Raw genomic sequence first — 22,718 nt, 5'->3', positions numbered from 1 at the left:
AAGTAGTGCCCCGCCGTATCCTGATTATCATCGGCCACCCCGATCCGTCTCCCGACCGGCTCTGCCGGGCCTTGGCTTCCTCATATGCCGAAGGCGCTGAGCGCGCCGGCCATACCGTGCGGAAGATCGATCTGGCCTTGCTGGACATCCCGCTCGTTCGGACCATGCAGGAGTTTGAGCACGGAGCGATCCCCGACAGTCTCAAGGAAGCTGCCGAGGCGGTCGTCTGGGCGGAGCATTTCGTCTTTGTCTTCCCGCTTTGGCTGGGCACAGTGCCGGCCCTGCTGAAGGCATTCCTCGAGCAGGTGATGCGACCGGGAACGGTGTTCGCTTACCCCGCCAAAGGCGAAGAGTTCGCCAAATCCCTGCTGCGGGGCCGCTCAGCCCGGCTGGTCGTGACGATGGGCATGCCAGCGACCATCTACAGGATCTGGTTCCTCAGCCACGGGATAGCTGGCATGCGCCGCGGCATCCTCAACTTTGTTGGCATTAGGCCGGTAAGGGAAACGCTGTTCGGCATGGTCGCGAGCGCCAGCGAGGCGAAACGGGCGAGCTGGCTCAAACAGATGCAACGACTGGGCGAACGCGCGATTTAACTCATCTGGTCAGTCGGACGTCACGGCACCAGAACAGCGGCGCCGCTCAGCCTGCCCATCCGCAAATCGTCCAGCGCCTGGTTGGCCTGCGCAAGCGGATAGACTTCTGTGTGCGTGCGCACCTGAGCCCGCTGCGCTATCGGGAAGAATTCCTCCGCATCGCGGCGGGTCAGATTGGCGACTGACACCAACTCTCTTTCTTCCCAGAGAAGCCGGTAGGGCATCGACGGGATGTCGCTCATGTGGATACCGCCGCAGACCACGCGACCGCCTTTGCGCACCGCCCGCAACGCCGCCGGCACCAGGTCACCGACAGGGGCGAAGATGATCGCGGCGTCAAGCCCGACGGGAGGCAACTCGTCGGACGTCCCTGCCCAGTCAACGCCCAACGAGCGCGCGAATTCCTGTGCCTGAACATCGCCAGGCCGCGTGAAGGCGAAGATCTGACGTCCCTGCCAAACCGCAACCTGCGTGATGATATGCGCGGCGGCGCCGAAGCCGTAGATCCCCAGCCGCTTGCCACCGCTCGCCTTCTTGAGGCAGCGCCAGCCGATCAGTCCCGCGCATAGGAGCGGTGCCAGCGACCCTGGATCCGCCGTGGCATCGAGATCGACCGCGAAACGCTCGTCGGCAACGACGTGACTGGCAAAGCCGCCATCGCGTGTGTAGCCGGTGAATAGTGGAAGATCACAAAGATTCTCGGCGCCGGCGACACAATAGGGGCAATGCCCGCAGGTATGTCCCAGCCACGGAACGCCTACTCTCTGGCCGAGCCGGGACGGTGACACGCCCTCGCCAACGACGTCCACGATGCCGACGATTTCGTGGCCAGGGACAAGTGGCAACTTTGGCCGCGGCAGATCGCCGTCGACGACATGCAGGTCGGTCCGACAGACGGCGCAGGCTTCGACCCTAAGCCTTATTTCGCCCGGTCGCGGCGTAGGGTCAGGGCGATCAATAGCCTTCAAAGGCGAACCGGGCTTCTCCAGCACCATTGCCTTCATGACACACCTTGATGATTGGGACAAAGTCCTTCCGCGCTCGACAACAATCGGAAGTGCGCTGCCTGGCACGGATCGGCCCTATTGCCTGCGTTTCACTGTCTGCGACCGCGCGTAGCGGCCTAAGCCGTCATTCGCTGGGACGTGACCGTGCTTCCTTGCCAAGAGCATTTCGAAATAAAGACCCAAGGCGGCAAGATAGGCGAGGCCGAGTATCCCAGTCCAGATTTCGACGGTGTCGGAGGTCATGGCCATATTCCCATCGATTGGTTCTGACCGGATAATCGCCCAACGATCCGTGCCGACCTTGATCGTGGTCAATCGCATAGTGCGCGCGAATCGCTCGTCGAGGACTCGATCGATCGGGCGCTTTGATTCTCGGCTCTAGGTATTTTCCCGTAGGGACATAACCGAATTTCGGCGTGGCGAGATTTGCGCGATTTCTGTGGTCACGAATTCACAGGGACCACAGCCATGTACGCTCAAGCCTCCGCCAAGATCGAACTGCCATCCTATCTTCCCCATCAGAGCTCCGCGCTCGTCTTTGAAGGGCCGGCAGCGCCGGTCAGCTTCTTTCCGGCAGGCGCCGAGATCTACGCTCAGGGTGAAAAGGCGGGCGCCCTCTACCAGGTCGAGTTCGGCGCGGTCCGCGTCCATCGCCTGCTCGCCGACGGCCGCAGGCAGATCAGCGCATTCCATCTGGCGGGAGAGACATTCGGCTTCGAGGCCGACGTCACCCACCACTTCTTCGCCGAAGCGATCAATGCAACCGGCGTCCGGGTCTATCGCACTCCCTCGGGCATGGACATGTCCCGCCAGCTCCTGCCGCTCGCCCTCAAAGGCCTGACCCGGGCGCAGGAACACCTCCTGGTGCTCGGCCGCCAGAACGCCATCGAGCGCGTCGCGGCATTCCTCGTCGAAATGTCGGAGCGCCAGGGCGGGTTGAAGCAGGTGGAACTGCCGATGTCGCGCAACGACATCGGTGATTATCTCGGCCTCACGATCGAAACCGTCTCGCGGGTCTTCACCCGCCTGAAGGAGAAAGGCGTGATCCGTCTGCTCAGCCTTCGCAGCATCGAGATCCTCAAGCGGGACACGCTGCTGGCGATGGGGGAATGAAGCATTCGAGCCATCAGTCCTGAAAGGGACGACAATGACAAGCACGCTCATCACGCACACCGGATTTCGGTTCGAAGTGCGCCGCGCACGCCCTGATGACGAAGCCAATCGTCGCGGAGTTCTTCAAGCATGTGACGCCAGAGGATTTGCGCTTCCGCTTCCTCGGCGCCGTGCGGGAGGTGTCGCATGAGCGTCTGGTGGCGATGACCCGTTCCGACGATCCGCACATCCATAACTTTCTCGCCCGTAAGCAGCCCACACCCTCGACACGGGATGATTGGCGTGAACGTCACCCGGGCCTTCGTCGGCGGTTGACGTCGCACTCCTAGACATCTGGCCGTCCATCACGAACCGCAGCCTTCGGCTCAGCCCGGGGTGCGGATTGGCGCGGCCCGGTGCGGATTTGAGGGCGTAGTTTTTCCGGCTGGATCTGGCTCGGCTGCCATGTTCGAAAAGCCAACTCTTCGTAAGCTCGGATACGAACAGGTAGAGCGCAGTGATCGTGAGCAGCCCTGCCATTACCGGTGTTGCCAGAGGCACAAATCCGAACCATCCGGCGAACGGTGTGAAAGGAATGGCGGTAGCGACAACACCGACACCGATGGCAAGGCCAGCAAGCAAGAGGCTCGGACGGCTACGCCACAGTCTCCTCCGGGTCCGCACGACGAGCACGATAGCGAGTTCAGTGAGGACGGATTCCACGAACCACGCGGTCTGAAATGTTGCTGCCGTGGCATGAACGGCCAGAAGCAGGAACGCGAAGGTTGCAAAGTCGAAGAGGGAGCTCACCAGTCCGAAACTCACCATGAAACGTCGCACGAACCGAATATCCCAGTGACGTGGCCGACGCACCTGATCGACATCGACATTGTCACCCGCGATCGCGAGAGCCGGTATGTCGGAGAGGAAATTGTTCAGCAGGATCTGCTTGGCCAGCAGCGGCAGGAACGGCAGGTAAAGCGAGGCGGCTGCCATGCTGATCATGTTGCCGAAATTGGCGCTGGTCGTGATGGAGATGTACTTCATCGTGTTGGCGAAGGTCTTGCGGCCATCGTCGACGCCCCTCACCAGTACGCCCAAGTCGCGCTTGAGCAGGATGATGTCCGCGGCTTCGCGCGCCACATCGACGGCCGTATCTACCGAAATGCCGATATCTGCTTCATGGAGCGCCGGCGCATCGTTGATGCCATCGCCCAGATAGCCGACCACGTGGCCGCTCCGGCGCAGCGCCTCGACTATGCGCTCTTTCTGGTTCGGGTCGATCTCGACGAAGAGATCGGTATTGCGGACACCGGCCAGAAGCCGTTCTTCGTCAGCTTCGAGAGATCCTCGCCGGTCATGATCCTGTCGGCCCGCAGCCCCACGGCCTCCACCAGATGCGCCGCGACATAGCGGTTGTCGCCGGAAATGACCTTCACGCCGATGCCTCGGCCGGCAAGCGCCGAGAGTGTCTCCCTCACCCCCTCCTTTGGCGGATCGAGAAACAGCAAGAACCCCGCGAACGCCATGTCAGCCTCGTCGTCACGGCTGAAGCCCGCCTTATCCTGAAATCGCCGGACCGCCAGGCCGAGAACGCGATAGCCTTGCGCGCTCCAGCGTCTGAATCGTTCGTCGATTGCCTCGCGTTCCGTCGCGCCTAGGGGTGTCAAGCCACGCGAACCTTGCACGAAGCCGCAAGCGTCGAGGACGTTCTGCACGGCTCCCTTGGTGATAAGGATCTGTTCGCGCTTGCTGTCCTGCACTGCGACCGACAGGCGCTTGCGAAGAAAATCGTAGGGGATCTCATCGATCTTGGTGAACCCGGACAAATCCTCCCGTCCATGCGTTACGCTTGCAATCGCCTCGTCCAGAGGATTCTTCAGGCCCGTCTGCAGAGTCGCGTTGAGCCGGGCGAAAAGCAGGACGTCTGTTGATGCATTACCCTCGACGTCGAACGATCCATCGAGGTGGATGACACCCTCCGTCAGCGTCCCGGTCTTGTCGGTGCACAGCAGATCCATGCTGCCGAGATTCTCGATCGCATCGAGACGGCGCACGATGACACCACCGGCGGCCATCGTCCGGGCGCCCCGGGCCAAGGTTACGCTGATGATCGCCGGAAGCAGTTCGGGCGTCAGACCAACCGCCAGCGCCAGTGAAAACAAGAGCGATTCGATGAAGGGCCGGTTGAGCATCACATTGGCGAAGAACACCAGGATGACGATCACCAGCATGATCTCGGTCATCAGATATCCGAACATCCTGATGCCGCGAGCAAACTCGGTCTCGGGTATCCGTCGCTCCAATGCTTCGGCGATCGACGCGAATTCGGTGTGCGCCCCCGTGGTGACGGCCAGCACCTTTGCCGTTCCGCTGCGAACCGAGGTACCGGTGAAGACGGCATTGGTCCGCTGCGCGATGCCGGCTTCGGGCGCGGAGCGGCCGGCGGACTTCACGACGGGAAAAGTCTCGCCGGTCAGAACGGATTCGCTGACGTTGAAATCCCGCGACTCCAGGATGACGCCGTCAACGGGAATCAAGTTGCCAGCCGACAGGCAGACGACGTCGCCGGGAACGATCTCCTCGACATCGACGGTGCGTTCGAAACTGTCCCGAAGCACGGTCACCTTACGGGAGATTCGGTTCCGCAGCGCCTCCATCGCTCGCGAAGCGCCATACTCCTGAGTGAAGCTGAGGACGCAGCTGGCAAGCACGATCACGCCGATGATAGCGGCTTCATGCCCCTCCCCGACGAACGCCGAAACAGCAGCGGCAAAGACCAGGATCAGGACCAACGGGCTGCGAAACTGCCGCGCGAATACGCTTAGCGCCGATCCGCCGGCCCGAGGCGCCAGTGCATTGCGACCGAATTTGGCCAGCCGGATTGCGGCGTCAACGCTCAGCAAGCCGGACGTGGAGGTTTCCAGCTGGGCGACCAGCTCATCGGTGGTGAGCGACCAGTATGCAGCCTCGACGTCGCCGGAAAAGCGGCTGATCGGTCGCTCCTCACCTGGAACACCGTCCAGCCGATCCGGCCTATCTGCCGTGGTGGTCACCATGGTCGTGCAGTCAATTTGAAAGCAGGCGGCTGATGCTGCTCTCGCCGATCAGGGAGCGTGTGATGCCGCCAAAGGCCCATTCCCTGAGCCGGCTGTGTCCGTAGGCCCCGGAAACGATCAGATCGGCGTGGATCGAACGAGCAAATGTCACCAGCGCCTCGCCATCCGCGGTACCAGCGATCACGTCGGTTCGCGCCATGATGCCATGCTGCTCCAGAAACACCGCCACATCGGCGAGGCTGTCGCGAACATCCTCACCCGAGGCAGTCTCCATCGTGGCGACGACAACCTGTTTAGCCTTGGCGAGGAGCGGCAAGGCATCGGACAAGGCTCGTCTTGCCTCCCGGCTGTCCTTCCAGGCAACCAGGACGGTTTTCCCGACCAGGTGTTCGGCATTGCCCGCCGTAACCAGCACGGGGCGGCCGGCCCCGAGCACCAAGCTTCCTATATCCAGCGCGCGAAAGACATCGTCGTTGCCATCTCCGGTCACGATGAGATCAGCTGAACGGGCTACCAGTCCCAGGGCGCGAGTCGGACCGCAGATATATTGCTTCCATTCGCTGCTGATGGAGTGCGGAACAAATCTCTCGAAGGTGTCGCGCAGTTCGGCAAGACGCTTCTCGATCTCCTGCCGTTTTACCTGCATGACCTCGCCTTCATAAACCAGGCCTTCACCCGTGGCCACCAAGGGCGGAACATCTGCAGCAGCGAAGCCGATGAGATGAGCATCGAAGCGATGCGCCATTTCTGCCGCCAGCTTCACGATAGGTCCTGGGTCTGCATCAACGGCCAAGTTGACGACAATCGTTTTGTAGGACATGCGCGCACTTTATAGGGAATGAGGATCCCTAATGCTCCTTCGGGAAGCGAAGCACTTTGATTAGGGTCAAAATGCGAGAGCGAGTTGTTTGCGAATGGATGCTTGGGTGCTAAATCTGCCACCGGCAGTGTTCTCGATGCAGGGCAAGATGTGACAAAGAAGGGGTCAGCTTCTTCCGCGGACGTGGTCGCCAAGTCGCCCGTTCCGTCAATTCCTCCGGCAAGGCATGACGATGTGCCCGGACGTCAGCTTCTCGCGCGGATGTTCGACCAGGCTCCCGGCTTCATGACCCTGCTGAAGGAACCAGGCCACGTGTTCGAATTCGCGAACGCAGCCTACAGACGGATGGTCGGTGAGCGGCAGGTCATCGGCAAATCCGTGCGAGAAGCGTTTCCCGATCTGGAGGGTCAAGGCTTCTTCGAGCTGCTGGATCGCGTCTACGAAACCGGCGAACCCTATGTGGGTCGAAGCGTCAAGGTCGTCTATCGGAACGTCGAAACAGGCGCCGCCGAGGAACGGATCCTCGACTTCGTCTATCAGCCCGTCAGAGCGGCCGACGACCAGATCACTGCCATCTTTGTTCAAGGCACCGACGTCAGCGACCTGTCGTTCGCCAATGCTGCGCTGCAGCTGCGCGAGGATCACCTGCGTTCGATCCTGGCGACAGTTCCCGATGCGATGATCGTCATCGACGAAAATGCAAACATCCAGTCCTTCAGCACCGCGGCGGAGATGTTGTTTGGCTACGAGGCCGGCGAGGTCATCGGGCAGAACGTCAAGATGCTGATGCCCTCGCCCTACCGGGAGGAGCATGACGCATACATGCAGCGCTACCTGAAGACGGGAGAACGCCGCATTATCGGACTTGGCCGCACGGTGACCGGGATGCGCAAGGACGGATCGACCTTTCCGATGGAACTGGCTGTCGGCGAAATGCATCCGGGAACAGGGCGCTTCTTCACCGGCTTCTGCCGCGACCTGACGGATCGCCACAGGACTGAGGCCAGGATGCAGGAGCAGCAGCAGGAGCTGCTGCACATGGCACGTTTTACCGCGCTCGGCGAAATGGCCTCGACATTGGCGCATGAGATAAACCAGCCGCTGACGGCCATCACGAACTACCTGAAGGGCAGCCGGCGCCTCTTGGAAAAGAGCAATGATCAGCACGCGGCCCTGCTCAGGGACGCCGTCGAAAAAGCGGCCGAGCAAGCCCTGCGCGCTGGCGACGTTATCCGTCGCCTCAGGGATTTTGTCGCCAGGGGAGAAAGCGAGCGCCAGGTTGAGCGCCTGCCGTCTCTGATCGAAGACGCCTCCTCGCTCGCGTTGGTGGGCGCCAGGGAAGCGGATGTGCGTGTCACCTACGAGCTTGATCCAGCCGCCGAACTTGTTTTGACCGACCGCATCCAGATCGAACAGGTGTTACTGAACCTGATGAGAAACGCGGTGGAGGCCATGCAGGGTGCGCCGCGCCGAGAGTTACACATCGTCACAGCGGCCAGGCACGATGGCATGGCGGAAGTCGGCGTGATCGACACCGGGCCGGGGCTGGCGCCGGAGGTATCAGCCCAGCTCTTCCAACCTTTCGTGACCACCAAGAAACAAGGAATGGGCGTGGGGCTGTCCATTTGCCGCACTATCGTCGAGTCGCATGGCGGGCATATCTGGGCCGAGTCAGTGCCCGGTGGGGGCACAGCGTTCCGGTTCACCTTGCGCGCCGTCGAAAAGGAAGAGGTTGCCCGTGGCCAGTGATGTCGTGCATGTGGTCGACGACGATATCGATGTGCGCAAGTCGCTGGGTTTTCTCCTTGCGACAGCCGACTTTGCCGTACGCCTTCACGAATCCGCGAGCGCGTTTCTGGCAACGGAAACGAAGGAGATTGACGGCTGCATCGTAACCGATGTGCGCATGCCCGGCATAGACGGCATCGAATTCCTTCGGCAACTGAGAGGACGCGGCCATGCCGTTCCGGTCATTGTGATGACAGGGCACGCGGATGTTGCTCTAGCCGTCCAGGCGATGAAGGAGGGAGCCGCAGACTTCATCGAGAAGCCGTTCGACGACGAGGTGCTGATCGAGGCGATCCGGTCAGCCCTGGGCAGTCGCAATCATGCTGTTGCCACGCATCCGCAAGCAGTGGAGATCCGTGCGAATCTTTCCAAGCTCTCGGAGCGCGAGCGCCAGGTGCTCGACGGGCTTGTCTCCGGATTGCCGAACAAGACGATCGCCTATGATCTCGGCATCAGTCCGCGCACCGTGGAAATTCACCGCGCGAACGTTATGAGCAAGATGGGCGCTGGGAGCCTGTCACATCTGGTGCGCATGGCTTTGATAGCCGATCCGAAGACGTAGAGCGGTTCAGCGTTTCGCGAAACCGCCCAACCGCTCTAAGTATTCTGCGCAATTCCAGACGGAGAACCGACACACCTTCCCTGGAATTGCTCTAGTGTGAACTCTGCATTGGATCCCAGTCACTCTTCTCGGGATCCCATGGACGCCAGTGGGTGGGATGAACGTCGACCCGTGCGCCGGTAGCGGCGTTTTTCCAGCCCAAAAGCTCTTTCCTACAAGGGAATACGAGCACATGCGCACCGTCCTGATCAAAGACAGCCAGTTGAAGACTGGGGCCAGATGGCGCGCTCGCGATGGGATTCCACATCGAGCTATCCTGATCCAAGGAATGGTCTGACGCTTTGACTTGAATCATTTTTCGAACGGCACGACTTTCCATCGCCGCGCATCGGTTCTTTGATGCAGGGCCTCGGGCTCCACGGCGAGCCAGCTCAAGGCAATGGCCGCGCCAATTCCAGACCCTGCCCCGGTAACGATCGCCGTCCTGCCTTTGAAATCCATGGTCGTGGCTCCGTTGATGGAGCAGCAGATAGCGATCGCCGGAGCGCGTTGCCTTGGCTGCCGTCAAATCGAGATCATGGTCTGCCACGCAGCATCACCCGCGTTGGTGCCAACCCGTCCTCGCTTTGTTTGACGCGGATCAAAGATCGCAGCTCAAAGCGGTGCTTCGATGTTTGCCTCGATAGGCTGAGCATGGCTTGACCACACGCGCGCGACGATCCGCGCCACACGCGGAAATCGCGAAGTGATGGGACGGGTCTCGCAAGGACGCCTACCGAGCGGGTCCGCTGGCCTCGGCTCTAACGCCTCGTGGCAATCCTGGTGGGAAGAGCAGAGGCAGCGGCACTTGCCGATCAACCTGTTCTATGGAGAGAACCATGGCCGAAGCCGCCACCAAACTGCCCGTGAAAACCGAGAAAGCCGCTCCTGCGTCGCCGAGATCCGACAACTGGACGACGCCGCTCGAGAGCTTGCGTCGCGAGGTCGACCGGCTTTTCGACGACTTCCATCCCTTCCATCCCTTTGACTTCCGGCGGCCGTCCTCCCGCTCGCTTTTCGGCCGCGACCTGCCCACGTTCCGCAGCACTGCCTGGCCGGTAGCTCCGGCAATGGACCTGGTGGAAAAGGCCAACGGTTTCGAGATTTCGGCTGAACTGCCGGGCATCGACGAGAAGAACGTCGATATCAAGCTCGCGAACAACATTCTGACCATCAAGGGCGAGAAGAACGAGGAAAAGGAAGAGAAGGAGAAGGACTATTATCTCTCGGAGCGCCGCTATGGCTCCTTCCAGCGCTCGTTCCAGTTGCCCGAAGGAGTGGATGCCGACAAGATCGACGCCAGCTTCGCCAAAGGCGTGCTGACCGTGAAGCTGCCGAAGACGGCGGAAGCCCAGAAAGCTGAGAAGAAGATCACCGTCAAGGCCGCCTAACGGCGCCTGCGAGAGCCAGTGCACGGGAAGGTGCGCTGGCCCTGCTTTTCCAGCTTGGCTGTAATTGGCTTATCCAGGCTGATCGCCGGCTTGGAAGGAGCATTCCTCTTTTCCGTGTCAGCTTGCCGTTACGCGATTTCAAGCTTGCTCCACTCGCGCGCAAGCAAGTCTTCAATGACCCGCATCACCGGGCCATTCTCCCGGGCGAGCAAATCTTCGAAATGGGCGATGTTGGCCCGCGTAATGAATCTGTCCACGACAATCCCTCGAATGTCGTTTTGACGTTCTCATTTCAAACCGGACGTAGCGTGCATCCCACCCCGATTTGTTCACATTCTGCGGCCCCTCGGACTTCGGCGCCTGGCAAGACCGATCGGCAATGTTTGCAGGTGCGTGCATGGGAATTTGATCTGGCTCAATGTGAGCACCGCGCTCACGCGGCAAAAGCTATTGAAGGATTTGCCACGGTTTTCTCCTAAACAGGACTTCGGACATGAACTATCAGCGGTTCTTCGAAGATGCGATCGACCAGCTCCACGCCGAGCGTCGCTACCGCGTTTTCGCCGACCTGGAGCGCATCGTGGGCAAGTTCCCGCGCGCCGTCTGGCGTTCCAACGGCCGCGCCCAGGAAATCACCGTATGGTGCTCCAACGACTATCTCGGCATGGGCCAGAACGCCGACGTCATCGCCGCCTTCCAGAACGCTGCCGGCAAGATGGGATCGGGCGCCGGCGGCACCCGCAACATTTCGGGCACCTCGAACCCGCTGGTCGAGCTCGAGCATGAGCTCGCCGACCTGCATGACAAGGAAGCGGCACTGGTCTTCACCTCCGGTTTCGTCTCCAACGAGGCCTCGATCTCGGCCATTGCCCGGCTCTTGCCCAACTGCCTGATCATCTCGGACGAGCTGAACCATGCCTCGATGATCGAGGGCGTGCGCCGCTCCGGTGCCGAAAAGAAGATCTTCCGCCACAACGACGTCGCGCATCTGGAAAGCCTGCTGCAGGCCGCCGGGCGCGAGCGCGCCAAGCTGATCGTGTTCGAAAGCGTCTATTCCATGGACGGCGACATCGCGCCGATCAAGCAGATCGTCGAACTCGCCGAGCGCTACAACGCCATGACCTATATCGACGAGGTCCATGCTGTCGGCATGTACGGACCGCGCGGCGGCGGCATCACCGAGCGCGAAGGCCTGGCCGACCGCATCGACATCATCCAGGGCACGCTGGCCAAGGCCTTCGGCACGCTGGGCGGCTACATCACCGGCACCAGCGCGGTGATCGACGCCGTGCGCTCCTATGCGCCGGGCTTCATCTTCACCACCGCGCTGCCGCCGGCGATCGCGGCCGCCACCACCACCTCGATCCGGCATCTCAAACGCTCGCAGGCTGAGCGTGACGCGCAGCAGCGCCAGGCGGCGCGCACCAAGCAGGTGCTTGCCGCCGCGGGCCTGCCGGTGATGGAATCGGCCACCCATATCGTGCCGGTGCTGGTCGGCGACCCCGAGCTTTGCAAGATGGCCAGCGACCGTCTGCTCGGCGTGCATGGCATCTACATCCAGCCAATCAACTATCCGACGGTGCCGCGCGGCACCGAGCGGCTGCGTATCACGCCGACGCCGTTCCATTCGGACGCGCTGATCGCCGAATTGCAGGATGCGCTGGTCGAGACCTGGGATGCGCTGGGCATTCCCTACGGCGCGGCCGGCAGGCCTGCTGTGGCGAAAACCGACCGGATCATTCCGCTGCTCATGGCGGCGGCGGGCGGCTGAAATCGAGGACGTCGAACTTTGATCCGACGCAATGCGCGGAGCTTACAATGGAGGAAAAAAGGAAACCACGTTCAGGGATGCCAGCTATGATACACTCCGTTTCGCACACTTCAATCACACATGCCGCCGAGCAGGCGCAGCAATGGGTAAGCGAGCTTGCCAAGGACCTGGATTGGAACGAACAAAGTGCGTTCCGGCTGTTGAAGGCAGTCCTGCACACTTTGCGCGACTGGCTCTCGCCACAGGAAACGGCGGATCTGTCGGCACAGTTGCCTACCTTGATCCGAGGAATCTATTTCGAAGGGTGGGATCCGCCCAATCCCGTGTGCGAGCATAAGAAGCGCGACTTCGTCATCTGCATCAGGAAGAGCTTCGGTTACGAGCCGGAGATCGACGTCGACAAGGCTATTGGAGCGGTGTTCCGACTTCTCGACCGTCACATTTCCCATGGCGAGATCGTCCAGGTCCGAAACTCGATGAAGAAGTCGCTGCGTCAACTCTGGCCGGAAGGATGACCGATGTTTCGCGATCGCCAGGACGCTGGGGAAAAGCTTGGTGCCTCGCTGGAGCGCCTCCAGTTGCAGGATCCAATTGTACTTGCCTTGCCGCGTGGCGGCGTTCCTATAGCGGCCGAAGTGGCCAAGGCTCTCGAGGCACCCTTGGATCTGGTGATCATTCGTAAAGTCGGAGCGCCAGGAAATCCAGAACTTGCCGTGGCCGCCATCGTGGACGGAGATCCTCCGGACGTCGTTCTCAACCGAGAAATCGTCGAAGCTTACGCTCTCGATGACAGCGCCCTGCGTGCTTTGATCGCGCAGGAACGGCCGGAATTGGAGCGACGCCGGGCATTATACCGCGGGAAGGAGCTGCCCCTGTCAGTGGCCGGCAAAACGGTGATTGTCGTTGACGACGGGGCGGCAACCGGAACGACGATGAAGGTGGCCATTCGTGCGTTGAAGCGCCGCTCCCCGCGAAAGATAATCGTAGCGCTTCCGGTCGCACCGCCGGAGACCGTTGACGAGCTCGCGCAGGAAGCGGATTTGACGATCTGCCTCAACCAGCCTGCCCGCTTCCGGGCGCTCAGCTATTATTATGGCACCTTTCCGCAACTCTCCGACAGCGAGGTGCTTGATATGGTGGCGCTGGCTCGCGACGATCGCCGCAATGCTGTCGAAAGAGCACGTTCCGGCGCAAACGCCGCAAGCAAATCGCGGCATGAGGCCGGCACCTAGGAGTTCCGCGATGCAGATCCGCACCCTTTCCACTTTGGAATGCACCAAGCTGCTGATGGCCCATCGCGTCGGTCACCTGGCCTGTGCGAGGGACGGGCAACCCTACATCGTGCCGTTCTACTATGCCTATGCAGACAATCGCCTCTATGCATTCTCGATGATGGGCAAGAAGATCGACTGGATGCGCATCAATCCGCTTGTGTCGGTGCAGGTCGACGAACACAGCACCACCCGAGGTTGGAAAAGCGTCGTCGTCGACGGCCGCTATGAGGAACTTTCCGATCGGACCGGACACCAGGTGCAGCTTGATCACGCATGGTCTTTGCTGAGCAAGCACGCCGACTGGTGGGAGCCAGGCGCGCTCAAGCCGACCGCATCCCCAGACGCGGAGCATCTTCCTCATGTATTCTTCAGCATCTTCGTCGTGGAAGTTTCGGGCCGCGAGGCGTCGGAGAGCTAACCCTTCGACAGCGCGGTCATGCGGAAGCCGTGCCAAGCCAACTGCCGGTCGATGCGGCTGGCCGCATATGCGGCCGACCTGAGGCCCCGCCATGGACTCGCTCATAGTCCAACTTGGTGTCGCCCTGACGATAGGCCTCCTCGTTGGATTGGAGCGCGGCTGGCGAGAGCGCGATGCACCCGATCGGAGCCGCACTGCGGGCATCCGGACATTCGGCATTACGGGACTTCTCGGCGGTGTCATCGCGGCGTTGGCCGAAGCGCTCAATGCGATTTCCGTATTGATCGCCGGCTTTCTCGTCTTTGCCGGCCTCTTTGCCTGGTACAAGGCGCGCGAAGCTGCGCATGACGAGGATTTCAGTGTTACGACCGTTATTGCGGGTTTGGCTGTCTTTGTCCTTGGAGCGCTCTGCGTAGCGGGCGATTTCCGCGTTGCAGCCGCGGGTGGCGCAGCCCTCGCCGCACTGCTTGCAAGCCGCGAGGTTCTGCACGGACTCTTGCAGCGCCTTACCTGGATAGAGCTTCGCTCGGCATTGATACTCGCGGCGATGACCGTGATCGTGCTGCCTCTGCTCCCCGACCGCACATTGGATCCCTGGGGCGGTTTCAACCCGCGCGAGATTTGGCTCCTGACAGTGCTGATGGCCTCGATCTCCTTCGCTGGTTACGTCGCAGTACGCGTCCTCGGAAACGCACGTGGCTTGATTGTCAGTGCCCTTGCCGGCGCGGTCATCTCATCCACCGCTGTTACCTTGTCGCTGGCTCGCACGGCCAACGGAGCGAACAGCTCCTTGTCTTTTGCAGGCGCCGCTTCTCTGGCCGCCATGGTCTCGATCCTGCGTGTCTGCCTCGTTGTCACGATGATGACGCCAAGTGTGGCATCGTTCATCGCCACCCCCGCGCTTGCGGCGGCCCTGGTATTCGCCGCCTGCGGAGCGATCGCATTGGCAATTCAGGGCCAAGAGCCGGAGACCCCTGCCGCAACGCGCAATCCGTTCGAAGTGGCGCCGTTGCTGGCTTTTGCAATGCTTTTCGCGGTCGCCTCGACGGCGAGCGCTGCATTGGCTTCGCAATTTGAGGAACGAGGCCTGCTTGCGGGTTCTGCGGTCGCGGCAGCGTTCGATGTCGACGCTTCGGTGCTCAGTGCTCTACGCCTGGTTAAGCAGTCGATCCCGGTCGAGACGATCGGACACGCCGTGCTGACGGCGCTTGCGGCAAACGCTGTTGGACGCCTGTGCCTGGCGGCATTCGCAGGACCGGCGAGGTTCTGGCTGCCCGTGGCCGGCATGACTTTGATTGCGGCAGCTGCGGGTTACGGCGTCATACAACTCCTGTAGGTCCATACGAGCTTGTCTGCGCTGAACGGTCCCCGGCAACGAGCTGGATTTGACCAGCGTCAAGGCCGCCGACCTCTCCTTCCTGTTGAATGCGCCCATCACTCCAAAGGTGGGAGGGCCCGATGGCCACAACAGACATCAATGTCCCTATCCAGGAAGCCGCAACCACAGCATCGACGAAATTAAGGCTGGGATCGCTTACGGCACTCGTCATCGGCTCGATGGTGGGCTCGGGCGTCTTCAGCCTGCCCCAGAATATGGCGGCCGGCGCTGGTCCACTTGCTATCCTGATCGGCTGGACGGTCACGGCGGTCGGCATGCTCGCGCTGGTATTCGTCTACCAGTCGCTGGCGGTGCGCCGACCGGACCTCGATGCCGGCCCCTACGCTTACGCCAAGGCCGGCTTTGGCCCCTTCATCGGCTTCAACAGCGCCTGGGGCTATTGGATCAGCGCATGGGTCGGCAATGTGTCCTACGCGGTAATCGTCTTCAGCGCGTTGTCCTATTTCTTCCCCGCCTTCGGTGACGGGAACACGTGGCAGGCAGTGCTCGGCGCATCGATCCTTTTGTGGATCATCCATTTCCTCGTTCTTGCAGGCATTCGCCAGGCTGCAATCGTCAACACCTTCGTGACCGTGGCCAAGATCGCTCCGGTGGTCCTTTTCGTCGGGGTTGTCGCGGTCGCCTTCAAGCTCAATGTTTGGTCGCTCGACTTCACTGGACTCGCCAACGCTTCCCTCGGTTCGATCGCCACTCAGGTGAAGAGCACGATGCTGGTGACGCTGTGGGTGTTCATCGGTATCGAGGGCGCCAGCGTGTTCTCCGCGCGGGCGGAGCGCCGCAAGGACATCGCCACCGCGACAGTACTAGGCTTCTTCACCTGCCTCGCGCTTTATGCGCTGGTATCGCTGCTTTCGCTCGGCATTTTGAGCCAACCCGAACTGGCCGCCCTTAAGAACCCATCCATGGCGGGCGTGCTGGAGGCAGTTATCGGGCCTTGGGGTGCCGTGCTCATCAATCTTGCGCTCGTCGTCTCGGTCGTCGGCGCCTTCCTTAGTTGGACCCTGCTTGCCGCCGAGATCCCGCATGTCGCCGGCAAGGACGGAACGATGCCGAAGTTCTTCGGCAACGAGAGCGAACGCGGCGTCCCCTCGACCTCCCTGCTCATCACCAACCTGCTTGTCCAGGGCTTTCTGGTGATCACACTCTTCGCTCAGAGCACCTACCAGGCGCTTTTCTACATCGCCTCGGCGGCAATTCTCGTTCCCTACATCTTCTCGGGCGCCTTTGCCGCGAAACTTGCGCTGACCGGGGAGAGCTATGAGAGCGGCGAGCGGCGTTCCGGCCCGCTCATCGCCGGCCTGCTGGCAACGATCTACGGGCTGTGGCTCGTCTATGCGGCGGGGCCTGCGTACTTGTTCATGTGCGCGATCCTTTATGCACCGGGCATCATCTTCTACGTCTGGGCCCGCCGCGAGGCCAATCAGCGCGCCTTCCACCCCGTGGAGGCGATCATCGCAGTCGCGCTCGTCGCCGTCGCAATCCTTGCCGTCTACGAGATGTGGACCGGCGCCGTCAGCGCGCTTTGAGAGTCGTCCCATGGCAAATCTGGGGGTTCATTCGGAGGTCGGTCGCCTGCGCGAGGTAATGGTCCACAGGCCGGATCTCAGCCTTCGCAGGCTGACGCCGGACAACTGCAAGTCGCTGCTGTTCGACGACGTGTTGTGGGTAAAGCGGGCGCGCCAGGAGCACGACGTCTTCGTCGATGCCTTGCGTGAGCGCGGCGTGGTGGTTCATTCGTTCGGCGAACTCCTCGCCGAGACCATGGGGATCGGCAAGGCGCGCGACTGGCTCCTTGATCGCCGGGTGCACGCCGGCGTGGTTGGCCTTGACATGGTCGACGAGATGCGAGGCTGGCTGAACGAAATGTCGGCCGGCCTGCTGGCAACCTGTCTGGTCGGCGGCATCGCTCGCGCCGAGCTGCCGTTCGAACCCAAGGGTTTGACGGGAAGAACACTCGCGCCTCAGGACTTCGTCCTGCCGCCATTGCCCAACCAGCTCTTCACCCGCGACAGCTCCTGCTGGATCTACCGCTCTGTCTCCGTGAATGCCATGTACTGGCCTGCCAGGCGACCGGAAGCGGCCAATGTCGAGGCGGTTTATCGCTTTCACCCGCATTTCCGTGACAGTGGCGTTCCATTCGTGTCACCCCAGGCGGGAACAGGTATCAGCCTGGAAGGCGGCGACGTCATGCCCGTCGGCGGCGGCGTCGTTCTCGTCGGGATGGGGGAGCGCACCACGCCGCAGGCAGTCGGCGATCTCGCCCGCAGCCTGTTCGCGGCCGGCGAAGCCACACATATGATCGCAGCGCTGATGCCGCGCGACCGCTCCTTCATGCATCTCGACACCGTCTTCACCTTCTGCGACCGGGACCTTGCCACCATGTACCCGCCGGTGGTCGACAGGCTGCGCTGCTTCTCGATCCGGCCCGGAGACGGCAATGCGGCGGTGGAGGTCAAGGAAGAGAGCGCCCCCTTCACAAAGGTCGTGGCGGAGGCTCTGGGCTTGAAATCGCTGCGGATCATCGCCACCGGCGGCGACCGCTACGAGGCCGAGCGCGAGCAATGGGACGACGGCAACAACGTCGTCGCGGTCGAGCCGGGCGTCGTCATCGGATACGACCGCAACGTCTACACCAACACCCTTCTGCGTCGCGCCGGTATCGAGGTGATCACCGTCGAGGGCGCCGAGCTCAGCCGCGGCCGCGGCGGCGGCCATTGCATGACCTGCCCCGTCGCACGCGACCCGATCTGAAAGGACATCCAATGTCGATCAACCTGCATGGCCGCTCGGTGCTTTCACTGGATGACCTTTCGGCCGAAGAGATCCGCTTCCTTCTGAAGCTGGCCGCCGATCTGAAGGCCGCCAAGCAGGCTGGGCATGAGATACCCCGCCTGGTTCGCAAGAACATCGCCCTCATCTTCGAAAAGGATTCGACCCGCACACGAACCGGGTTCGAGGTGGCGGCCTATGATCAGGGCGCGCACGTCACCTATTTCGGCCCGTCCGGCAGCCATATCGGGCACAAGGAATCCATGAAGGACACAGCTCGCGTGCTCGGGCGGATGTATGACGCCATCGAGTATCGCGGCTTTGCCCAGCACCAGGCCGAAATGCTGGCGGCGCACGCCGGCGTGCCTGTTTACAACGGCCTGACGGATGAAGCGCACCCGACGCAGACCCTCGCCGATTTCATGACGATGCGTGAGTTCACGCATAAGCATCTGTCGGACATGACCGTCGCATTCGTCGGCGAGGGACGCGACAACGTCGCCCAGTCGCTGGCATTGGGAGCCGCCAAGGTCGGCATGGACATGCGCGTCGCATCGCCGCAGGAGCTGTGGCCAGACCAGGAATTCTGCAACCATGTCAGGGGACTCGCGGAGCGCAGCGGGGGCCGCTTCCGGCTCGATGAAGACATGAAGGGCTGCGTCCAGGATGCCGACTTCATCTACACCGACGTCTGGATGTCGATGGGCGAGGACAAGTCCGGCTGGCCGGAGCGCATCCGTCTTCTGACGCCCTATCGGGTGACGAAAGAAGTGATGGCGGCCAGCGGCAATCCGCATGTCAAGTTCATGCACTGCCTGCCGGCATTCCACGACACCGAAACCGAAGTCGGAGCCTATATCGCGCGCGAATTCGGCATCGACTGCATGGAGGTGACCGACGAGGTGTTCGAGTCTGGCGCCTCGATCGTCTTCGACCAGGCGGAAAACCGGATGCACACGATCAAGGCGCTGCTCGTCGCAACGATCGGCAACTGACATGCTGATCGTTGCGGCTCTCGGCGGGAACGCGCTGTTGCGGCGCGGCGAACCCATGACCGCCGAAAACCAGCGCAACAACGTCAAGCGCGCCGCGTCCGCCCTCGCCGCGCTGATTGACGAAGGCCATTCGCTCGTGATCACGCATGGCAACGGTCCGCAGGTCGGGCTGCTCGCGCTACAGTCGGCGGCCTCGTCCGGCGGCGCCTTCCCACTCGACGTTCTTGGTGCGGAAAGCGCCGGCATGATCGGCTACATGATCGAACAGGAGCTTGCCAATCTCGCCTCTCAACGACTGTACGCTACACTGCTGACGCAGGTGAAAGTCGACCCACGCGATTCCGCATTTTCCAACCCGACAAAGCCGATCGGCCCGGTCTATGACGAAGCGACGGCGCGGCGGATCGCAGGAGAGCGCGGCTGGTCCATTGCGCCCGATGGCGATAAATGGCGCAGGGTTGTGCCCTCGCCCCGTCCGGTCGAGATTCTGGAAGCGTCCGTCATTTCCTTCCTGATCGACCATGGCGTCATCGTCGTCTGTACCGGTGGCGGCGGCGTTCCTGTTGTCGCGCGCGAAGATGGTGGCATGGTCGGCGTCGAAGCCGTCATCGACAAGGATCTGGCCAGCTCGCTGCTGGCGCGCCAGCTGAAGGCCGACATGCTCTTGATGCTCACGGATGTGGACGCAGTCTATGTGGGCTACGGCACGCCGGATGCCCGCGCACTGCGCAATGTCGGCGCCAAGGAACTGTCAGGGAAAGATTTCCCCGCCGGCTCGATGGGGCCCAAGATCAGTGCCGCGACCGAGTTCGTTCAGGCAACGGGCAATCCCGCGGCGATCGGCCGGCTAGAGGACGCGACGGAGATCGTCAAGCGGCGTCAGGGCACCTGGTTCGAAGCCTAGCCTCGTTTTGGATGCCCTCTCGGAACTTATTCGCCGAGCACACGACGCCTTTCCTCGAACTCCTCCTTGTCGATCTCGCCACGCGCAAATCGCTCCCTGAGAATGTCAAGCGGTGCGCGGCCCGCGACCGGGTGATGCGGCGACATTGGTCCCGACCACGGTCCGCCCAGCCCGCGGACGAGAAGGACCGCGGCCGCCACCAGCACCGCGAGGAAGAGCATCATGAACAGCGGACCGAAAATCATGGCATACCAACCTCCGCCCCACCACATCATGTGGGGTCCCCATTCGTACCTTCCGATGTCGGACGGCGCCTGCGCCCACGCCGCAATGGGCAAAAGGGCCGGAACTGCGCTCGCAACCGCGACGGACTTCATCAAAGCCTTCTGCATTGGCTTGCTCCAACTTGAATGAAAACCATTCTACGCCGTCGATCGGGATCCACTTTGCGCGAGATCAACCGCGTTCGGGGCGTGCCGTGTATCGTGCGCACGGCAATACAATGAGATGGACGGGGCCGCCGGATTCGCCATGCCGAGCGCATGATCAAAGTCGAACAGCCGAAGAGAGCGATGGAACAGTCGAGACTCCGCAAGCCACCCCTGTCCGCTTGAGGACCATCCCAGCGGGGATCTGGGCGCTGGGCTTCGTCTCGCTGCTGATGGACGTCTCATCGGAGATGATCCACGCCTTGCTGCCTGTCTATCTTGTCACCGTCATGGGAGCGTCAATGGTGGCGGTCGGCACCATCGAAGGCATTGCCGAGGCGACAGCTGCCATCACTAAGGTCTTTTCGGGCGCGCTCTCGGATTGGCTGGGGAAACGCAAGCTGCTGGCGGTCATCGGTTACGGCCTCGCCGCTTTCACCAAGCCGGCATTCCCGCTGGCTTCCTCGATCGGCTGGCTCGTGGCGGCTCGCTTTGTCGACCGCGTTGGAAAAGGCATTCGCGATGCTCCGCGCGATGCCCTGATCGCAGACATCGCCCCCGCTCATGCGCGCGGCGCAAGCTTCGGGCTTCGCCAGGCGCTCGACACGGTTGGCGCGTTTATCGGACCGCTCCTGGCAATCGGTCTCATGTGGCTGACTGCCAACCAGTTTCGGACCGTGTTCTGGGTCGCGGTCGCTCCCGGCCTTCTGGCGGTCGCGCTGTTGGTCGCAGCCGTCCGTGAGCCGGCTCGGCGCGCCGACCTGCGCCAAGTGCGTGCTCCCCTGAGCCTGCCCGAGCTCAAGCACCTAGGATCGTCCTTCTGGCTGGTCGTCTCAGCGAAGCGTTTCTCATACTGCGCGCGCAAGGCACGGGTTTGCCGATCGTGCTCGTCCCGCTGGTGCTGGTCGTCATGAACGTGGTCTACTCGCTCGCAGCCTATCCGGCCGGGGTGCTCTCCGACCGCGTCAATCGTCTGACGATGCTTATTCTCGGCTTCCTGATCCTCATTGCCGCGGACTTCGTGCTGGCATTTCCCGAAAATCTGGTCGGCGTAGCGCTCGGCGTGGCTCTCTGGGGCCTGCATATGGGGCTAACGCAAGGGCTTCTGGCAACGCTCGTCGCGGATACGGCTCCGCTGGAACTGAGGGGCACGGCCTTCGGGATGTTCAATCTGTTGGGCGGGCTGGCGCTGCTGGCAGCCAGCTTGCTGGCGGGCACGCTCTGGGATTTGTTCGGGCCGCGGATGACCTTCCTGGCAGGCGCGGCCTTCACGGCGCTAGCGCTCCTTGGACTCGGCCTGGTGCGTTGGCTGATGCCGACCCTTGGACGTAATGGGAAGGCGGAAGAAGGCGCGGTGTCCGACTCCTAACGCCGATGCAGAACAGCCCTTGTCGGCGTCCGGGCCATCGGATCACCGAATCACGCCCGCTCCCTCCAGGAACACGCGGACCGCGTAGCGAACCTGCTGCGCGTGTCCAACCAAAAGATGTCCACCGGTCTCATAGACGACCAGCTTTGCACCGGGGATCCTAGCAGCTGCGAATTCGGCTGCCGGCAGCGTGTTGAACAGGTCATCGCGCGCGGAGATGATCATTGTCGGCGCGGTGATTTCCTTCAACGGCAGCTCACGCAGTTCGGGGACGCTGTCGATCTTGATTCCGGGAAAACGCAGCGACAGCGGCTCGACGCTCCTGACGAAGCTCATGACGCGCTCCCTCTCGGCTTGGGGTGCGACCGCTACCAGCGCCGGCCGAACGCCGAAAAAGCGAATGAGTATCGACGGTGCGACGGTCTCAGCGGCCCACCAGGCGAAATCGCCGCCGGCATTGACGGCCCAGAATGCGAACCTGTTGCCGAGGCTCACATTAATCGAAACGGGACTGGTGGGCGAATAAAGGGCTGGGACGACCAGAACGAGAGCGGCGACCCTGTCGGGGTGCCGCAGTGCTAGCTCGACCGCCGAACGAGCGCCGGCCGAAACACCGACAACCACCGCTTTGGGGACGTTCAGTCTTGAAAGCAGCGCTGCGTGCGCGTCGGCCTGCACGGCTGGAGAGGCGTCTCGCGGCACGGGCGTGCGCAGATAGCCGAAGCGCGACGGCGCGATGACCCGAAAGCCCCCACCCGCAAGATCAGCAGCAAGGGCGAGTCCCAAGTCAAAACCGCCGCCAGCGCCGTGGATCGACAGCAGCGGAATACCCGCGCCGCTGTCGGCATATTCGATCGGGCCGATGTCGAGGTTGGCGACCAGACTGCCTTGGCTGACGGCGTGGCGTAAACGACCAAGCTCGTTCCTGTAAAAAAAGAGAGCCACACCGCTAGTGGTCGCAATGGCGATGAGCATGACCAGCAGGAAACCGCCGATTCGACTCATTGCCAAGGCTCCTCCAAAGGACGAGCGAAGAT

At 62.0% G+C, this 22,718-nt stretch carries 22 protein-coding genes and 1 pseudogene; 15 read left to right on the top strand and 8 right to left on the bottom strand.

Annotation, left to right across the window (positions count from 1 at the left end):
* Positions 1-5 precede the first annotated feature (5 nt).
* Positions 6-596, top strand: a complete 591-nt coding sequence (locus tag EOD29_RS26190; protein WP_127248357.1) for an NAD(P)H-dependent oxidoreductase — start codon at positions 6-8, stop codon at positions 594-596.
* A gap of 20 nt (positions 597-616) precedes the next feature.
* On the opposite strand, the gene EOD29_RS26185 is transcribed toward EOD29_RS26190, so the two are convergent.
* Positions 617-1,600, bottom strand: coding sequence for a zinc-dependent alcohol dehydrogenase family protein (locus EOD29_RS26185; RefSeq protein ID WP_127248356.1), 984 nt, complete (start codon positions 1,598-1,600; stop codon positions 617-619).
* A 471-nt stretch (positions 1,601-2,071) separates the two neighbouring features.
* Between EOD29_RS26185 and EOD29_RS26180 the strand changes: the two genes are divergently transcribed.
* Positions 2,072-2,716: a helix-turn-helix domain-containing protein gene (locus tag EOD29_RS26180; protein WP_127248355.1), complete on the top strand. Its 645-nt coding sequence runs from the start codon at positions 2,072-2,074 to the stop codon at positions 2,714-2,716.
* Between the two features lie 123 nt (positions 2,717-2,839).
* Here the strand turns inward: EOD29_RS26180 and EOD29_RS37285 are convergent, their stop codons facing one another.
* Genes EOD29_RS37285 through EOD29_RS26165 form a run of 3 tightly spaced genes read right to left on the bottom strand, consistent with a single transcriptional unit; the run spans position 2,840 to position 6,574 of the window.
* Positions 2,840-3,943 carry an HAD-IC family P-type ATPase gene (locus EOD29_RS37285; protein ID WP_245475445.1) on the bottom strand — a complete coding sequence of 368 codons (1,104 nt, stop codon included), beginning with the start codon at positions 3,941-3,943 and terminating at the stop codon, positions 2,840-2,842.
* 8 nt (positions 3,944-3,951) lie between these two features.
* A complete protein-coding gene (locus EOD29_RS26170; protein WP_245475436.1) occupies positions 3,952-5,754 on the bottom strand; it encodes an HAD-IC family P-type ATPase in 1,803 nt (600 codons plus the stop codon).
* Positions 5,755-5,764: 10 nt separating this feature from the next.
* The gene (locus EOD29_RS26165; protein ID WP_127248354.1) at positions 5,765-6,574 is read right to left on the bottom strand and encodes a universal stress protein; all 810 of its coding nucleotides are present in this window, start codon (positions 6,572-6,574) and stop codon (positions 5,765-5,767) included.
* Between the two features lie 261 nt (positions 6,575-6,835).
* On the opposite strand from EOD29_RS26165, the gene EOD29_RS26160 reads away from it, so the two are divergent.
* A complete protein-coding gene (locus tag EOD29_RS26160) occupies positions 6,836-8,323 on the top strand; it encodes a PAS domain-containing sensor histidine kinase (RefSeq protein ID WP_127248390.1) in 1,488 nt (495 codons plus the stop codon).
* Positions 8,313-8,924: a response regulator FixJ gene (gene fixJ / locus EOD29_RS26155; RefSeq protein ID WP_245475444.1), complete on the top strand. Its 612-nt coding sequence runs from the start codon at positions 8,313-8,315 to the stop codon at positions 8,922-8,924. The genes EOD29_RS26160 and fixJ overlap by 11 nt, the downstream gene beginning before the upstream one ends.
* A gap of 351 nt (positions 8,925-9,275) precedes the next feature.
* On the opposite strand, the gene EOD29_RS36565 is transcribed toward fixJ, so the two are convergent.
* On the bottom strand, positions 9,276-9,425 hold the full coding sequence (locus tag EOD29_RS36565; RefSeq protein ID WP_206520499.1) for a 3-ketoacyl-ACP reductase: 150 nt from the start codon (positions 9,423-9,425) through the stop codon (positions 9,276-9,278).
* 377 nt (positions 9,426-9,802) lie between these two features.
* Between EOD29_RS36565 and EOD29_RS26140 the strand changes: the two genes are divergently transcribed.
* Positions 9,803-10,354 (top strand): Hsp20/alpha crystallin family protein, encoded by a 552-nt coding sequence (locus EOD29_RS26140; protein ID WP_127248352.1) that lies wholly within the window; start codon positions 9,803-9,805, stop codon positions 10,352-10,354.
* A gap of 128 nt (positions 10,355-10,482) precedes the next feature.
* Here the strand turns inward: EOD29_RS26140 and EOD29_RS37925 are convergent, their stop codons facing one another.
* Positions 10,483-10,611 carry a hypothetical protein gene (locus tag EOD29_RS37925; RefSeq protein ID WP_278118961.1) on the bottom strand — a complete coding sequence of 43 codons (129 nt, stop codon included), beginning with the start codon at positions 10,609-10,611 and terminating at the stop codon, positions 10,483-10,485.
* A 236-nt stretch (positions 10,612-10,847) separates the two neighbouring features.
* Here EOD29_RS37925 and hemA point away from each other — a divergent pair, with 236 nt between their 5' ends.
* From hemA to arcC, 9 genes are all read left to right on the top strand, one after another.
* Positions 10,848-12,125, top strand: coding sequence for a 5-aminolevulinate synthase (hemA, locus tag EOD29_RS26135; RefSeq protein WP_127248351.1), 1,278 nt, complete (start codon positions 10,848-10,850; stop codon positions 12,123-12,125).
* 47 nt (positions 12,126-12,172) lie between these two features.
* Positions 12,173-12,640: a DUF2267 domain-containing protein gene (locus EOD29_RS26130; RefSeq protein WP_127248350.1), complete on the top strand. Its 468-nt coding sequence runs from the start codon at positions 12,173-12,175 to the stop codon at positions 12,638-12,640.
* A gap of 3 nt (positions 12,641-12,643) precedes the next feature.
* On the top strand, positions 12,644-13,357 hold the full coding sequence (locus EOD29_RS26125; protein WP_127248349.1) for a phosphoribosyltransferase: 714 nt from the start codon (positions 12,644-12,646) through the stop codon (positions 13,355-13,357).
* A gap of 10 nt (positions 13,358-13,367) precedes the next feature.
* Complete coding sequence (locus EOD29_RS26120) at positions 13,368-13,817, top strand: pyridoxamine 5'-phosphate oxidase family protein (protein WP_127248348.1); 450 nt, start codon at positions 13,368-13,370, stop codon at positions 13,815-13,817.
* Between the two features lie 91 nt (positions 13,818-13,908).
* Complete coding sequence (locus EOD29_RS26115) at positions 13,909-15,153, top strand: MgtC/SapB family protein (RefSeq protein WP_127248347.1); 1,245 nt, start codon at positions 13,909-13,911, stop codon at positions 15,151-15,153.
* Positions 15,154-15,275: 122 nt separating this feature from the next.
* On the top strand, positions 15,276-16,742 hold the full coding sequence (arcD, locus tag EOD29_RS26110) for an arginine-ornithine antiporter (protein ID WP_127248346.1): 1,467 nt from the start codon (positions 15,276-15,278) through the stop codon (positions 16,740-16,742).
* Positions 16,743-16,752: 10 nt separating this feature from the next.
* Entirely contained in the window at positions 16,753-17,967 is a 1,215-nt protein-coding gene (locus EOD29_RS26105) for an arginine deiminase (protein ID WP_127248345.1), read from the top strand.
* Between the two features lie 11 nt (positions 17,968-17,978).
* Positions 17,979-18,980 (top strand): ornithine carbamoyltransferase, encoded by a 1,002-nt coding sequence (gene argF, locus EOD29_RS26100; protein WP_127248344.1) that lies wholly within the window; start codon positions 17,979-17,981, stop codon positions 18,978-18,980.
* A 1-nt stretch (position 18,981) separates the two neighbouring features.
* The gene (arcC, locus tag EOD29_RS26095) at positions 18,982-19,884 is read left to right on the top strand and encodes a carbamate kinase (protein WP_127248343.1); all 903 of its coding nucleotides are present in this window, start codon (positions 18,982-18,984) and stop codon (positions 19,882-19,884) included.
* Positions 19,885-19,910: 26 nt separating this feature from the next.
* Here the strand turns inward: arcC and EOD29_RS26090 are convergent, their stop codons facing one another.
* On the bottom strand, positions 19,911-20,276 hold the full coding sequence (locus tag EOD29_RS26090; protein ID WP_206520498.1) for an SHOCT domain-containing protein: 366 nt from the start codon (positions 20,274-20,276) through the stop codon (positions 19,911-19,913).
* Positions 20,277-20,545: 269 nt separating this feature from the next.
* On the opposite strand from EOD29_RS26090, the pseudogene EOD29_RS26085 reads away from it, so the two are divergent.
* Positions 20,546-21,681: pseudogene (locus EOD29_RS26085) on the top strand (MFS transporter).
* Between the two features lie 42 nt (positions 21,682-21,723).
* Here the strand turns inward: EOD29_RS26085 and EOD29_RS26080 are convergent.
* Complete coding sequence (locus tag EOD29_RS26080; RefSeq protein ID WP_127248342.1) at positions 21,724-22,686, bottom strand: alpha/beta hydrolase; 963 nt, start codon at positions 22,684-22,686, stop codon at positions 21,724-21,726.
* Between the last annotated feature and the right edge of the window lie 32 nt (positions 22,687-22,718).

The sequence above is a fragment of the Mesorhizobium sp. M1A.T.Ca.IN.004.03.1.1 genome (genome assembly GCF_003997555.1).
Taxonomy (GTDB): domain Bacteria; phylum Pseudomonadota; class Alphaproteobacteria; order Rhizobiales; family Rhizobiaceae; genus Mesorhizobium.
The sequence above is the reverse complement of the archived record's forward strand: the minus strand, read 5'-3'. Positions and strand labels throughout refer to the sequence as shown.

Bases quoted from the DNA above. Each gene is read 5' to 3' on its own strand.
- EOD29_RS26185 (WP_127248356.1), bottom strand. From the start codon at position 1,600: ATGAAGGCAATGGTGCTGGAGAAGCCCGGTTCGCCTTTGAAGGCTATT.
- EOD29_RS26180 (WP_127248355.1), top strand. From the start codon at position 2,072: ATGTACGCTCAAGCCTCCGCCAAGATCGAACTGCCATCCTATCTTCCC.
- EOD29_RS26170 (WP_245475436.1), bottom strand. From the start codon at position 5,754: ATGGTGACCACCACGGCAGATAGGCCGGATCGGCTGGACGGTGTTCCA.
- EOD29_RS26165 (WP_127248354.1), bottom strand. From the start codon at position 6,574: ATGTCCTACAAAACGATTGTCGTCAACTTGGCCGTTGATGCAGACCCA.
- EOD29_RS26160 (WP_127248390.1), top strand. From the start codon at position 6,836: ATGTTCGACCAGGCTCCCGGCTTCATGACCCTGCTGAAGGAACCAGGC.
- EOD29_RS36565 (WP_206520499.1), bottom strand. From the start codon at position 9,425: ATGGATTTCAAAGGCAGGACGGCGATCGTTACCGGGGCAGGGTCTGGA.
- EOD29_RS26140 (WP_127248352.1), top strand. From the start codon at position 9,803: ATGGCCGAAGCCGCCACCAAACTGCCCGTGAAAACCGAGAAAGCCGCT.
- hemA (WP_127248351.1), top strand. From the start codon at position 10,848: ATGAACTATCAGCGGTTCTTCGAAGATGCGATCGACCAGCTCCACGCC.
- EOD29_RS26130 (WP_127248350.1), top strand. From the start codon at position 12,173: ATGGAGGAAAAAAGGAAACCACGTTCAGGGATGCCAGCTATGATACAC.
- EOD29_RS26125 (WP_127248349.1), top strand. From the start codon at position 12,644: ATGTTTCGCGATCGCCAGGACGCTGGGGAAAAGCTTGGTGCCTCGCTG.
- EOD29_RS26120 (WP_127248348.1), top strand. From the start codon at position 13,368: ATGCAGATCCGCACCCTTTCCACTTTGGAATGCACCAAGCTGCTGATG.
- EOD29_RS26115 (WP_127248347.1), top strand. From the start codon at position 13,909: ATGGACTCGCTCATAGTCCAACTTGGTGTCGCCCTGACGATAGGCCTC.
- arcD (WP_127248346.1), top strand. From the start codon at position 15,276: ATGGCCACAACAGACATCAATGTCCCTATCCAGGAAGCCGCAACCACA.
- EOD29_RS26105 (WP_127248345.1), top strand. From the start codon at position 16,753: ATGGCAAATCTGGGGGTTCATTCGGAGGTCGGTCGCCTGCGCGAGGTA.
- argF (WP_127248344.1), top strand. From the start codon at position 17,979: ATGTCGATCAACCTGCATGGCCGCTCGGTGCTTTCACTGGATGACCTT.
- arcC (WP_127248343.1), top strand. From the start codon at position 18,982: ATGCTGATCGTTGCGGCTCTCGGCGGGAACGCGCTGTTGCGGCGCGGC.
- EOD29_RS26090 (WP_206520498.1), bottom strand. From the start codon at position 20,276: ATGCAGAAGGCTTTGATGAAGTCCGTCGCGGTTGCGAGCGCAGTTCCG.
- EOD29_RS26080 (WP_127248342.1), bottom strand. From the start codon at position 22,686: ATGAGTCGAATCGGCGGTTTCCTGCTGGTCATGCTCATCGCCATTGCG.